This window comes from Ensifer sp. 22460 (assembly GCF_052044935.1).
In the GTDB taxonomy this organism is placed as follows: Bacteria; Pseudomonadota; Alphaproteobacteria; order Rhizobiales; family Rhizobiaceae; genus Ensifer.
Genome location: NZ_JBQENZ010000025.1, coordinates 40,853 through 54,307, shown reverse-complemented (window position 1 = coordinate 54,307; position 13,455 = coordinate 40,853). Strand labels below are relative to the sequence as shown.

The following is a 13,455-nucleotide window of genomic DNA, read 5'->3' as shown; positions in this document are numbered from 1 at the left end:
CCGCAAACGAGCCAGAATATGCTTGATGGATCAGGCGCGCGGGGGTGCGCGAATATGGGGCCCATGGCTCGAAGCCCCGCCGATCTGCTCTGCGACACGGCGCAGGAACCGACCGTCCGACGATTGGGGAAATTCCAGCTCCGCGGATACCGGCAGCAGCGCCGGTAACCCATCGTCGGTCGCGGACTTCGCGTCCTTGCGCTCGGCCGTGAACCGAAGGTCTGAAAGCGGTGTCGCCCGCGAGATCTGCCGGGCTGCAGGGCGATCGGTCGAGCCGGTATCGGTGACATTACCGGCCTGGGCGCCAGAGGACGAGCGGGACGGAATGCTCTGCCCAACCGAGATGACCTGCATTGCGAAGGAGGCGCAGAACAGCCACAGCACGGCGAGAAGCCGGCCGGCCTGCATATTCTTGCTGCCACCACCCAAGCGGTCCATCGAGGACGCGGTCCCTTTCCTTGGCGCCTACAAGACGCGCGGCGCTCCAGCGCCAGCGAGACGAAACTCAGCCCGAATGCCCGACCTTAACGAAAGAACGTGGCCGGATTCGAGCATGGGCGCCCTTAACACCATTGCGGGCCGGAAAAGTCAAATCCGGCCCGTTGTGCGACTGAGGCGCGGTCAGGCCGAGAGACCCGCCGTCCGCCTCTCGTGGATCTCGATGAGCGACGGGCCTTTGCGCTCTGCGGCTGCGGCAAGCGCCTGCGCCAGATCGGCAACCGCGGTGAGCCGCTGCCCCTCGACCCCATAGGCCTTGGCCGCCATCAGGAAGTCCGGCGCCGAGGGCCTGACCCCTTCAGGGGTAACGCCGGCGTCGACCATGTAGGACTCGATCTCCTGGTAGCCGTCATTGTTCCAGACGAGGAAGATCACCTTCGCCTGCGCATCCACCGCGGACCCGATCTCGGCCAGCGAGAACTGGAAGCCGCCGTCGCCGACAAGGCACACGACCGGACGCGACGGATCGGCAACGGCAGCGCCCACGGCCGCCGGCGGGGCGTAGCCGAGCGAGCCGTAGCCGGTCGCGGAATTGAACCAGCTGCGCTGGCGCGGCGCATCGCAATAGAGATTGCCGGCATAGACGGCCTGGGTCGAGTCACCGACAACGGTGCAGTCCGGCAACGTCCTGTAGACCGTGTCGATGATGCCGATCTCGGCCTTCATCTTCGGCGTCAGTTCCTTCAGCGCTGCCCGTCGCGCGGTTTCGGCGCGCCCCACTCCATCCTTCGCGGTGTGGCCGGGCAGGAAGGCGAGGATGCCTGCCGTGGCCGCCTTGGCGCCGGAGAGAATGGAAAGGGCTGCATGCGGCCCGCGCGCGAGCTGCGCTGAGTCAATGTCGGTGCGGATGAGATTGCGCAAGGCCGGGAAACCGCCATCGGCATACATGTCGTAGTCCGTCTGGCCCATTTCGGTGCCGAGCGCCAGGACAAGGTCCGCTTCCTTGAGGAGCGACCGCACCGCCTTCAGGCTGGGGCTTGCGGGAACGCGCAAGGGGTTGCCGGCGAGCATGCCGCGGGCGTTGACCGTGGTGACGACAGGCGCGCCGATCTTCTCGGCAAGCGCCGTCACTTCGGCTTCCGCCGTCAACGCGCCGCCGCCGCAGATGATCACCGGCCGCGAGGCGTCGGCACAGAGGATCGCTGCACGCTGCAGCGTCTCGCTGTCGGAGCGCGGGCGCGTCGCCGTCGCCGGCCGCACCGCCTGCGGCGCGATCTTCGCCGCCATCACGTCGGTCGGGATCTCGATGTGCACCGGCCCCGGCCGGCCGGAGACGAGCACCGAGAAGGCGCGGTCGACGACGAAAGGCAGGTCTTCCGGATTGAGCAGCGTGTGCGAGTAGAGCGCCAGCGTCTTCATCATGCCGTGCTGGTCGGGCAACTCATGCAAGAGCCCGCGACCGTGACCGAGCGAATCGCGGCGATTGACGCCGGAAATCACCAGCATCGGGATGGAATCCTGCCGAGCCTGCGCCATCGCCGTGATGGTGTTTGTGAGTCCCGGACCGGTGATGACGAGGGCGACACCCGGCTTGCCGCTGACCCGGGCATATCCATCGGCCATGAAGCCCGCACCCTGTTCATGGCGCGGGGTCACATGGCGGATCTTCGATGCCGCCAGCCCGCGATAAAGCTCGACCGTGTGCACCCCGGGAATGCCAAAAACCACCTCAACGCCATTGGCCTCGAGCAGATCGACCAGCACTTCTCCAACTGTTTTTTCCATCGTCATGCGCAGCGCTCCTTACGCAGGCTGGACCGCTCGGCGAGCGCAGCGATGCGACGGCAGGCCTCGTCGATGTCCCGATCAGGCACGGTCAGGCTGACGCGCAGATAGTTCTGCGCCTGATCGCCAAAGGATGATCCAGGCATGACGGCAACCCCCTCCTCTTCGAGCAGCGCCCAGGCAAACGCATCGCCGTCAAGGCCGGTTCCGGAAACGTCGATCACAATGAACATGCCGGCTTCCGGCGCGAACACCTCGATGCCGGGTGCCGCGGCAAGACCGGCTACGATCTGTGCGGCACGGGACTGATAGGACTCGCGCATCCGCCGCGCGGTATCGATGTCATGGGTCAGGGCATAGGCGGTCATGTCGGCGATGAAAGGCTGGGTGCCGAAGAGCATCGTTTCCGAAACCGGCAGCAGCCGGTTGGCAAACTCGACCGGGCCGACTGCCCAACCACTGCGGAAGCCGGGCGCGGCGTGGGACTTGGAGATCGACGAGACGACGACGGTGCGTTCGGCGAGATCCGGATTGTCGAAGGGCGAGGCAAAGACGGCGTCGAAGACAAGTTCCTCGTACACCTCATCGCAGACGATCCAGAGATCGTGACGGCGCGCGACCTCGCCGATCGCGGCGATCTCGGTCGCGGTCAGCACGGCCCCGGTCGGATTGTGCGGCGTGTTGAGCAGCAGCACCCGGCTCTCGGGTGTGATCGCCTTTTCAAGATCTTCGGCCTGCATGTGGAAGCCGAATTCCGGCTTCAGCGGCACCAGTACCGGATGGGCGCCGGTGGAGCGGATCACGCCCTCATAGGTCGCATAGAGCGGGTCGCCGACGAGCACCGCGTCGCCGGTTTCGACCAGGGCCAGCATCACGGAGAAGAGCGCCGTCTGGGTGCCGGGGAAGCACAAGACGTTCGCCGCGGTGACGTCGTCACGGCGCCGGCGATATTTTTCCGCGAGAGCAGCCACGACCGGCGGCTCGCCGCGGCCATTGGAATAGCGGTAGCGCCCGGCATTCATCGCGCGCTGGCATTCTTCGAGAAGGGCGCGGTCCGGCGGAAGGTCCGGTTCGCCGATGGTCAGTTCGATGATGTCGGCGCCACTTGCCTTCAGTTGGCGGGCACGAATATGCAGCGACCATTTTCCCGAACCAAGATCGGCAAGACGTTCGGTGATGGACGCGTAGCGCATGGTGTTCTCTCCCGTTGTCATTGTTTTGCAGTTCCGATCGACGTGCCGAGCAGTGCCTCGGCCGACGACATGGCGATGGCGACCAGTTCACCCTCGCGAAAGAGGTCGCCCGCCAGGCACCCCTCCACCCAAAGACCGTCGACCAGCCCGTTGATGGCGATGGCGAACGCCCGGCAGGTTTCTGCGTCCGCCGGTTTGCCCTTCGCCGCAAGAAAATCGGCGAGCAGTTCCTGCAGTGTGTTGCGGAAGGCGAGGTAGCCTTCGCGATGGATCTCGGCGAGTACCGGATCGACACGCACCTGGCTGATGAAGGCGGCCCACAGCGAGATGCTCCGGCTGTCGGCCACCGGTTCGGTGAGGTTGATCGCGATGAAGTCCCTGAGGCGGGTTTCCGGATCACCCTCCACCTGGCTCGCCTTGTCCGTCAAGGATGCGATGACGGCGCGATAGGCCTCGGCGACCATCTGATCCTTCGATTCGAAATAGTGACGCACGAGCCCGGCGGTCACGCCGGCGCGGATCGCGATCTGCCGCACCGTCGCGCCCTTGAGCCCAAATTCGGAGATGCAATCGAGCGTCGCCTCGATCAGCTCCTGGCGGCGTTCGCCTTCCGGAGCGCGGTGAAAGCTGCGCCGGTTCATGCGGCGACCCGCTGGAACAAGTGCCCTGGCGCGGTCGACGATGGCTTCGGCCGGAACGGGGACATGGGCGGCTCCTTCGGGAAATCAAGGCTGGGGGCGGGCGTCGAAAAATCGACGATGCGTATTATTATACGCTTGAATAATAGCGACACAAGTGCAACCATGCCAATCAACAAAACCGTGACAGGCCAAAGATGCCGCGCGGGAAACGACAGGGGAACTGTTCTCATGCTGACAGAAAAAGCGCGCAGAGCCGTTGGAGCGGCGTGCCGATGACGGATGCGGCCCAGGCAATCGCGGTCACTGACCTGCACAAGCGTTTCGGGCCATTGGAAGTGCTGAAGGGTGTTTCGCTGACGGCGAAACAGGGCGACGTGATCGCCATCATCGGCGGCAGCGGCTCCGGCAAATCCACCTTCCTGCGCTGTATCAACCTTCTGGAACTCCCGTCCGCCGGCAGCGTCAGCGTGCATGGCGAGAAGATCCGGATGAAACCCGACGGCCGAGGCGGCCTCGTGCCGGAGGACCGCCGCCAAGTCCAGCGCATCCGCAGCCAGCTCGGCATGGTCTTCCAAAGCTTTAATCTCTGGCAGCACATGACCATCCTCGAAAACGTCATCGAGGCGCCGATCCACGTGCTCGGCAAGCCGAAGGCCGAAGCGGTCGCCACCGCCGAAACGCTGCTCAAGCGCGTCGGCCTCTATGAGAAGCGCGACGCTTACCCGGCCTTTCTTTCCGGCGGCCAGCAGCAGCGCGCGGCGATCGCGCGGGCGCTCGCTATCCAACCGCTGGTCATGCTCTTCGACGAGCCGACCTCGGCGCTCGATCCTGAACTCGTCGGCGAAGTGCTTTCGGTCATCGGCGATCTCGCGCGCGAGAAGCGCACGATGATCCTGGTTACCCACGAGATGAAGTTCGCGCGCGACGTCGCCAACCACATCGTCTTCCTCCACAACGGCGTGATCGAGGAACAGGGCCCGCCAGAGGCCATCTTTGGTTCGCCGAGGTCGGAAAGGCTCAAGAAGTTCATCAGTTCCATTCACTGAATTCCGGAATGCTAAACAACCAAAAAGGGGAACAGCATGAAGAAGGCATTGAAAGTCCTGGCCGTTGCGACGGCAATCGCCGTCAGCGGCGGCGTCGCCGCTTCGGCCGAAGCGCTTAAGGTCGGCGTCGCCGCCGAGCCCTATCCGCCGTTCACGGCGCCCGACGCCAGCGGCAAATGGGAAGGCTGGGAAGTCGAGTTCATGAACGCGATGTGTGCCGAGGCGAAGCTCGAATGCGTGCTGACGCCGGTCGCCTGGGACGGCATCATCCCCGCGCTGACCTCGAAGAAGATCGACATGATCATCAGCTCGATGTCGATCACCGACGAACGCCTGAAAACGATCGATTTCTCGGACAAATACTACAACACCCCGACCGGCATCATCGGCACCAAGGGCGTCGACATCAAGCCGACGCCGGAAGGTCTCAACGGCAAGGCGCTCGGCGTCCAGGTCTCGACGGTCCACCAAGCCTATGCCGCCAAGCACTTCGCGCCGGCAGGCGTCGACGTCAAGGAATACCAGACGCAGGACGAAGCCAACAACGACCTCGCCGCCGGCCGCCTCGATGCCGTCCAGGCGGACGCCATCGCGCTGAAGGCTTTCCTTGCGACCGACCAGGGCAAGGAATGCTGCGACTACAAGGGCGACGTCGCCGAAGACGTTGCCGTGATCGGCCCGGGTGTGGGCGTCGGCCTGCGCAAGGGCGAAACCGAGCTCAAGGACAAGGTCAACACTGCGATCAAGGCGATCCGTGACAACGGAACCTTTGATACGTTCTCGAAGAAGTACTTCGACTTCGACATCTACGGCGATTAAGGCGCGATCGGCCGGCGGCCCAGAGGTGCTGTGCCTTGTGTGCCTGAAAGGGGACGCGGGCGCAGCAGCCGCCGCCGGCTGGCGCCATCGGAGTACGACGCATGGCTGCGGATTCCCTCATCAATTGGGGCCTGCTCTCGCTCAACGCGCCCGGATGGGGCGGCGTGTTGCTGCAGGGCTTTTTCAACTCCATCCAGATCGCCGTCGGCGGCTTCACGCTCGGCCTGGCACTCGGCATCGGCGGCGCCTTCGGCAAGCTCTATGGCGGTCCGGTGCTGCGGGATCTGCTTGAATGCTACACCACGGTGGTGCGTGCGGTGCCGGAACTGGTGCTGATCCTGCTGCTCTATTACGCCGGCACCGATCTTCTCAATCAGGTGCTGGCGCTCTTTGCGATCGGCCCGGTCGACATCAGCGGCCTGATGGCCGGCATCTTCGTCATCGGCGTCGTCCAGGGGGCTTACTCGACCGAAGTCTTGCGTGGCGCGATCAAGGCGGTGCCCGCCGGACAGATCGAAGCGGCGCGGGCCTATGGCATGTCGCCGACCAAGGTCTTGAGGCGTATCACGCTGCCGGCGATGCTGCCCTATGCCATTCCCGGTCTTTCCAATCTCTGGTTGATCGCCACCAAGGACACCGCCCTTCTCGCTGTCGTTGGCTTCAGCGAGCTGACGCTGGTCACGCGCCAGGCGGCCGGCACGACCAAGGCATACCTGCTGTTCTTCCTTGCCGCCGGCGCGCTCTATCTGGCGCTGACACTCGTGTCCAACGTCTTCATCGGCATGCTCGAACGCCATGCCCGACGCGGCTTTGCGGTGCAGCGATGACCAACGAAACCACCCACGCCGTTGCCTTCACGCCCGAGGACCTGCCGACGGCTCGGAGCTTCTTCGTACCGCATCGCATCGTGATGATGCTGGTCTTCGCCGCCTTCGTCGTCGCCGTTGCCGTCTTCATGCGCTGGGACTGGCTGCCGCGTTATCTGCCTCGGCTTGGCTGGGGCATTCTCGTCAGCCTCGTGATGCTGTTCAGTACCGCGATCCTCGGCTTCCTGCTGGCGGTGCCGATCGGCCTCGTGCAGGTGACAGGCCCTTGGTTCCTGAAACTGCCGGCCAAGGTCTTCTGCACTGTCATTCGCGGCACGCCGCTGCTCCTGCAGCTCTGGCTGCTCTATTACGGGCTCGGCTCGCTGTTTCCGCAGTTTCCGGCGATCCGCCAGTCCTTCCTCTGGCCCTATTTGCGCGAGGCCTGGCCCTATGGCGTGGCGGCACTCACCGTCTCGTTTGCCGCCTATGAGGGCGAGGTCATGCGCGGCGCCTTTGCCGGCGTGCCGCCGGGCGAGCTGGAGGCGGCCAAAGCCTATGGCATGAGCCCCTGGACGATGTTCCGGCGCATCTGGCTGCCGCGCGCCATCCACCGGGCGCTGCCGACGCTGAACGGCGAAACAGTGCTGCAGCTCAAATCGACGCCGCTCGTTGCCACCGTGACCGTCGTCGACGTCTATGCAGTGATCTCCAAGGTCAGGCAGGAAACCTTCCTCACCTACGAGCCGCTGCTCCTGCTGGCGCTCATCTACATGTGCCTCACCGGCATTCTGGTGGTGGCCTTCCGCACATTCGAAAATCGCATCCCAACCCGTGGCGCCTGACATGAAGCTTTCCCCCTCGATCACCAACGCCATGCCGGAACTCGTTGCCATCCGCCACGATCTGCATGCCCATCCGGAACTTGGATTGGAGGAGAAGCGCACCTCCGCCTTCATCGCCAAGCATCTCGAAAGCCTCGGCTATGAAGTGACGACGGGTCTCGCCCAAACCGGCGTCGTCGGCACGCTCCGGAACGGCACGAGCGGGAGATCAATCGGCATTCGCGCCGATATCGATGCGCTGCCGATCCTGGAAGAAACCGGTCTCGACTATGCCAGCAAGACCGCAGGATTGATGCACGCCTGCGGTCACGACGGCCACACGACCATGCTGCTCGGCGCGGCGCGGGCGCTCGCCGAGCGGCGCAATTTCGACGGAACGATCCACCTGATCTTCCAGCCGGCCGAGGAGAACTTCGGCGGCGCCAAGATCATGATGGACGAGGGCCTGTTCGAGAAGTTCCCCTGCGACGCGGTGTTTGCGCTTCACAACGAGCCGGGCCTGCCCTTCGGCCGGTTTGCCCTCCGGGAAGGCCCGATCATGGCGGCCGTCGACGAGGCGCGCATCACCGTTCACGGCCGCGGCGGGCATGGCGCGGAACCGCAGGAGACGGCCGATCCGATCGTCTGCGGCGCCTCGATCATCATGGCGCTGCAGTCGATCGTCTCGCGCAACATCCACCCGATGGACCCCACTGTTGTCACCGTCGGCGCCTTCCATGCGGGTTCCGCCAGCAACATCATTCCTGAGCGTGCCGAGATCGTCGTCGGCATCCGCTCTTTCGAGCCTGATGTCCGCGACGAACTCGAACGGCGCATCCGCATGATCGCCGAAGCGCAGGCCGTGAGCTTCGGCATGCGCGCGACGGTCGACTACCAGCGCAGCTACGATGCGACGATCAACCACAAGGCCGAGACCGACTTCGTGCGCGATCTCGCAGTACGCTTTGCTGGTGCCGACAAGGTCGTCGATCTCGCCCGTCCCTTCATGGGCAGCGAGGATTTCGCCTATATGCTGCAGGAAAAGCCGGGGACCTATTTTTTCCTCGGCTCGAAAGTCAGCGACGACGACAAGCCGCTGCACCACCCGGCCTACAACTTCAACGACGACCTGCTGCCGATCGGCGCCGCCTTCTGGACCGAGCTTGCCGAAGCCTATCTCCCGGTCCGCTGACGCCGTCCCGGCAACCCTTTGATCGATTGCCGGTCGCCTGCTTCGCTCTCTGGTGAAACTCCGTCCAATATGCCGCAGCGCAACATTGCCGCAGTGTGACAACGTGGCGGACGCGCCGTCATTGACGTTTGGCAAATTTGGCGCAGATTCAAGCGCGTGCTGAGAAGCCGGGGCCAACACCGAAAACGCCCCGACGGACGGCCAAGAAAAGTCCCCTGATCGACGATCGATCATGGGACGAATGATGCAGCAGCCAGAGCGATACGGCCACGCGTCAGCGACGCGCGTTGCCGTATGTCTGAAAGGATTGCGCCCGTGTTTGAGAGTTTCGATGCGACCCTGCTCGCTCGCTTCCAGTTTGCCTTCACCGTCTCCTTCCACATCATCTTCCCTGCTTTTTCCATCGGCCTTGCAAGCTACCTCGCGGTACTGGAAGGTTTGTGGCTCCTGAAGAAGGACGGGGTCTACCTCGAACTCTTCCACTTCTGGAAAACGATCTTCGCGGTCGCCTTCGGCATGGGTGTGGTCTCCGGCATCGTCATGTCCTACCAGTTCGGCACCAACTGGAGCGTCTTTTCCGACAAGGCCGGGCCGATCATCGGGCCGTTGATGGGCTACGAGGTGCTGACCGCCTTCTTCCTCGAAGCGGGCTTCCTCGGCGTCATGCTCTTCGGGCTCAACCGCGTTGGGCCAAAACTGCATTTCCTGGCCACAGTCATGGTCGCCATCGGCACGTTGATTTCCGCCACCTGGATCCTTTCGGCAAATTCCTGGATGCAGACGCCCGCCGGTTTCGCCATGAACGAATCGGGCCAGTTCGTCCCGGTCGACTGGTGGGCGATCGTCTTCAACCCGTCCTTCCCCTATCGCCTCACCCATATGGTGCTTGCCGCTTACCTCACGACCGCCTTCGTCGTCGGCGCCTGCGGCGCCTGGCACCTCATCCGCAAGACGGCGCCGCGCCGCGCCCGCAAAATGTTCTCGATGGCGATGTGGATGGCGGCGATCGTCGCGCCCATCCAGATCTTTGCCGGCGACATGCACGGCCTCAACACGCTGGAGCACCAGCCGGCCAAGGTGATGGCGATGGAAGGCCACTACCAGAGCCATCCGGATGGGGCGCCGCTGATCCTTTTCGGCATTCCGAACTCGCCCGAAAAGCGCGTCGACTATGCCATCGAGGTTCCAAAACTCTCCAGCCTGATCCTGAAGCACGACCTCAACGCGCCGCTCGCCGGCCTCGATACGATCCCGGAAGAGCTGCATCCGCCCGTCGGCATCGTGTTCTGGTCCTTCCGGGTGATGGTCGGCCTTGGGTTCGCCATGCTCGGCATCGGCCTCTGGTCGCTCTGGTGTCGTTACCGCGGCACGCTCGACAGCAATGTCTGGCTGCATCGGGCGGCAGTCGTGATGGGCCCGGCCGGCTTCGTCGCCGTGCTCGCCGGCTGGGTCACCACCGAAGTCGGCCGCCAGCCCTACACGGTCTACGGCCACCTGCTGACAGTGAACTCGGTGGCGCCGATCGCAGCCCCTGCCGTCGCCGCCTCGCTGATCGCCTTTATCATCGTCTACTTCTTCGTCTTCGGCGCCGGCACCTTCTACATCCTGAGGCTGATGGCGCGATTGCCGCGTGATCCGATGCCGGATCTCGACGAAGGGCCGCTGCGCAGCTCCGGCATCATGCCAGGCCCCGCCATCGCCAGCACCAGCACTCATGGAGGTCGTCATGGAGTTTGATCTGCCGTTCATCTGGGCCGCCATCATCGCCTTTGCGGTGCTCGCCTATGTCATTCTCGACGGCTTCGACCTCGGCGTCGGCATCCTCTTCCCGTTCTTCCCGGAGAAGCACGACCGAGACGTGATGATGAATTCCGTCGCGCCGGTCTGGGACGGCAACGAAACCTGGCTGGTGCTCGGCGGCGGCGGTCTGATGGCGGTGTTTCCGCTCGCCTATGCGACGATCCTGCCGGCACTCTACGCCCCTGTTATCGCCATGGTCATCGGCCTCATCTTCCGCGGCGTCGCCTTCGAATATCGCTGGCGCACCAGGCGCGCCGAATATCTCTGGAACTGGGCTTTCTCGGGCGGTTCGATGCTCGCCGCCTTCGCGCAAGGCATCACGCTCGGCGCGCTCGTCCAGGGCATCCCCGTCGAGAACCGCGCCTATGTCGGCGGCTGGTGGGACTGGCTGACGCCCTTCTCGATCATGACCGGCGTCGCCGTCGTCGTCGGTTATGCCCTGCTCGGCTCCACCTGGCTGGTCATGAAGACCCATGGCGACCTCGCCGACCGCGCCCGCGACCTCGCGCTCAAGTGCTCGTTCGGCACCGTCGCCGCCATGGGCATCGTCAGTCTGTGGACTCCGTTCCTGGAGCCGCAATATCTGAAGCGCTGGTTCGGCTTTCCGACGGCGATCTTCAGCGTCATCGTGCCAGCCCTCGTTCTCGGTTGCCTGTATGCGCTGATCACAGGAATTCGCAACAGGCACGACAGCCGGCCGTTTCTTGCGGCGCTCGGCCTGTTCGTGCTCGGCTATGCCGGCATCGGCATCAGCTTCTACCCCTATATGGTGCCGCCATCGCTGACCATCTGGGATGCGGCGGCGCCTGAGGAGAGCCTGTCCTTCCTGCTCGCCGGCGCGCTGGTGCTGGTGCCGATCATCCTCGCCTATACCGGCTATTCCTATTGGGTGTTCCGCGGCAAGGTCGATCCGGAGGAGGGTTACCATTGACTGATGAAACCGGAACCGGCCGCAAGCTTCTCTGGTTCGTGGGCCTGTGGTGCGCCGGGGTGGCAGCCGTGACGATCGTCGGCCTCGCGATCAAGCTAATGATCGGAACATGATCGATTCTCTTAAGTTCGAGCGAGATGCGGGCGGAAAACCGCATACACTTTTCCTCATCCCGCTCTAAAAAGCCTCGCTCAAGCTTGGCCGGCTAACTTCCCTCAACACGTCAGCAGGCGATCGCCGCAGACGGAGACAGGACCGCACCCTCCTCCCCTGCCCAGCGATCGCCTGCTGAGGTGACCACTGTCACCGGTCGCATGCTGCGACCCTGTTGCCCCTTCTCATTGAGCTCATCGTTTGTTAGCAGTGCGCCGCAAGAGCGCTCCGCTTGCCCAGAGCCGAGGGACGCTCGAACACCTGGACCTGCGCTTGGCCACGACGGCCATGCACCAGGCAATCGGACGAGACAGATGCAAAAGACCCCCGCGCAATGCACCACCATGGCCGACGTGCGTGCCGAAATCGACCGGCTCGACCAGGCGCTGATGACGCTGTTTGCCGAACGCTGGGGCTATATCGACCGGGCGGCCGAGATCAAACGGCCGCTGAAGCTGAAGGCCGACATTCCGGCGCGGGTGATGGAAGTGCGTGAGAACGCCCGCAAGAACGCCGCGAGCTACAACCTCGATCCTGACTTCTACGAGGACATCTGGGCGCGGCTGATTGGCCACGCAATTGCCCATGAGCAGAAGCTGCTCGGCGAAACCGGCGACGAATAGCGTCGCCGTCTTCGATCGCCCTTCCTGGCAGAAGTCAGCGCCCGAGGATGTATCGCTGCAAGCGGGCCGCCGCTTCCTTCACCTGGGCCGGGTCGCGCAGGAAGCAGGCGCGCATGAACAGCGAACCACCATCGCCAAAGGCGGTGCCGGGCGCCAGGCCGACGCCCGTCTTGTCGACGATATCGATCGCGGCCGCGCGCGAATCCGTGACGCCATCGATCTTCAGGAACGCGTAGAGCGCTCCATCCGGCTTCAGCGTTTCCACCCGGTTGGTAGCGATCAGCGCGTCGCAGAAGACGTCACGGTTGCTGGTCGCCTTGGCGACATTCGCGTCCAGGAAGGCATCGCCCTCGTCAAGCGCCACGACGGCACCGCGCTGCATGAACTGGGCGACGCCTGACGTCGAATATTGCACCAGGTTCTCCAACACCTGCCCCATCTCCGGCGGGGCGACGATCCAACCCACCCGCCAGCCGGTCATCGACCAGTTCTTCGAGAAGGAATTGACGAAGAGGATCCGGTCGCCCTCTTCCATGACATCGAGGAAGGACGGCGCGCGGGCGCCGGCATAGTAATAGAGCGCGTAGATCTCGTCGGCGATGATCCACAGACCATGCTTGCGCGCCAGCGCCAGGATCGCGGCCAGTTCTTCCTTAGTCGCGGTCCATCCCGTCGGGTTCGACGGCGTGTTGATGAACAGTGCCCTGGTCTTCGGGCCGATCGCCGCTTCCAGTCGATCGAGATCGAGCTGCCACTTTCCGTGTTCAAAGCGCAGTTCGACGGAAACTGGACGGACGCCAGAGAGGTCAGCGGCAGCGGCAAAATTCGGCCAGGCCGGCGTCAGCAGCACCATCTCGTCTCCCGGCGAAGCGATCGCCTCGATCGAGAGCTTGATTGCCTGCATGCCGGAGCCGACGACGTAGAAATTTTCGGGCGAAAGGGCTTTCTGGAAACGCCGCTGATAGTAGCGCGACAGCGCCTCGCGCAGCGGCGGGATGCCGCGCTGCCAAGTGTAGAAGGTCTCGCCGGCGGAAAGCGCCTCGCGTGCCGCATCGCTGATAAAGGCCGGCGTCGGCAGGTCGCCTTCGCCGACCCAGAGCGGGATCAGGCCGTCGCGCCCGCGGGCATAGTTCACCACCTCGACGATGCCGCTTTCGGGCGCCGCAAGTGCGCGGGGGCTGATGGTGCTGAGGATGGTCATCGGCGG

13 protein-coding genes are annotated in these 13,455 nt (G+C 64.1%); 8 read left to right on the top strand and 5 right to left on the bottom strand.

Annotated elements, in window-relative coordinates:
* Positions 1-30: 30 nt before the first annotated feature.
* The 4 genes from ACTJKM_RS26545 to ACTJKM_RS26530 form a co-directional block, all read right to left on the bottom strand.
* Positions 31-438: a hypothetical protein gene (locus ACTJKM_RS26545; protein ID WP_245296243.1), complete on the bottom strand. Its 408-nt coding sequence runs from the start codon at positions 436-438 to the stop codon at positions 31-33.
* A gap of 183 nt (positions 439-621) precedes the next feature.
* On the bottom strand, positions 622-2,229 hold the full coding sequence (locus tag ACTJKM_RS26540) for a 5-guanidino-2-oxopentanoate decarboxylase (RefSeq protein WP_057248150.1): 1,608 nt from the start codon (positions 2,227-2,229) through the stop codon (positions 622-624).
* A complete protein-coding gene (locus ACTJKM_RS26535; RefSeq protein ID WP_440661277.1) occupies positions 2,226-3,416 on the bottom strand; it encodes a pyridoxal phosphate-dependent aminotransferase in 1,191 nt (396 codons plus the stop codon). Before ACTJKM_RS26535 ends, ACTJKM_RS26540 begins: the two co-directional genes overlap by 4 nt.
* Positions 3,417-3,433: 17 nt before the next feature.
* On the bottom strand, positions 3,434-4,057 hold the full coding sequence (locus ACTJKM_RS26530; RefSeq protein WP_057248148.1) for a TetR/AcrR family transcriptional regulator: 624 nt from the start codon (positions 4,055-4,057) through the stop codon (positions 3,434-3,436).
* A gap of 272 nt (positions 4,058-4,329) precedes the next feature.
* On the opposite strand from ACTJKM_RS26530, the gene ACTJKM_RS26525 reads away from it, so the two are divergent.
* From ACTJKM_RS26525 to ACTJKM_RS26490, 8 genes are all read left to right on the top strand, one after another.
* The gene (locus ACTJKM_RS26525; RefSeq protein WP_057248147.1) at positions 4,330-5,103 is read left to right on the top strand and encodes an ABC transporter ATP-binding protein; all 774 of its coding nucleotides are present in this window, start codon (positions 4,330-4,332) and stop codon (positions 5,101-5,103) included.
* Positions 5,104-5,139: 36 nt separating this feature from the next.
* On the top strand, positions 5,140-5,922 hold the full coding sequence (locus ACTJKM_RS26520; protein ID WP_058329032.1) for a transporter substrate-binding domain-containing protein: 783 nt from the start codon (positions 5,140-5,142) through the stop codon (positions 5,920-5,922).
* A gap of 101 nt (positions 5,923-6,023) precedes the next feature.
* Entirely contained in the window at positions 6,024-6,749 is a 726-nt protein-coding gene (locus ACTJKM_RS26515; protein ID WP_057248145.1) for an ABC transporter permease, read from the top strand.
* Positions 6,746-7,570, top strand: coding sequence for an ABC transporter permease (locus ACTJKM_RS26510; protein ID WP_058329033.1), 825 nt, complete (start codon positions 6,746-6,748; stop codon positions 7,568-7,570). The genes ACTJKM_RS26515 and ACTJKM_RS26510 overlap by 4 nt, the downstream gene beginning before the upstream one ends.
* 1 nt (position 7,571) lies before the next feature.
* Positions 7,572-8,741 carry a M20 aminoacylase family protein gene (locus tag ACTJKM_RS26505; protein ID WP_058329034.1) on the top strand — a complete coding sequence of 390 codons (1,170 nt, stop codon included), beginning with the start codon at positions 7,572-7,574 and terminating at the stop codon, positions 8,739-8,741.
* A gap of 315 nt (positions 8,742-9,056) precedes the next feature.
* Positions 9,057-10,478: a cytochrome ubiquinol oxidase subunit I gene (locus ACTJKM_RS26500; protein WP_112947173.1), complete on the top strand. Its 1,422-nt coding sequence runs from the start codon at positions 9,057-9,059 to the stop codon at positions 10,476-10,478.
* On the top strand, positions 10,468-11,472 hold the full coding sequence (gene cydB, locus ACTJKM_RS26495) for a cytochrome d ubiquinol oxidase subunit II (protein ID WP_058323579.1): 1,005 nt from the start codon (positions 10,468-10,470) through the stop codon (positions 11,470-11,472). The genes ACTJKM_RS26500 and cydB overlap by 11 nt, the downstream gene beginning before the upstream one ends.
* 467 nt (positions 11,473-11,939) lie before the next feature.
* Positions 11,940-12,248, top strand: a complete 309-nt coding sequence (locus ACTJKM_RS26490) for a chorismate mutase family protein (RefSeq protein WP_057248140.1) — start codon at positions 11,940-11,942, stop codon at positions 12,246-12,248.
* Positions 12,249-12,282: 34 nt separating this feature from the next.
* Here ACTJKM_RS26490 and ACTJKM_RS26485 read toward each other — a convergent pair whose 3' ends face one another.
* Positions 12,283-13,449, bottom strand: coding sequence for a pyridoxal phosphate-dependent aminotransferase (locus ACTJKM_RS26485; protein WP_058323581.1), 1,167 nt, complete (start codon positions 13,447-13,449; stop codon positions 12,283-12,285).
* Between the last annotated feature and the right edge of the window lie 6 nt (positions 13,450-13,455).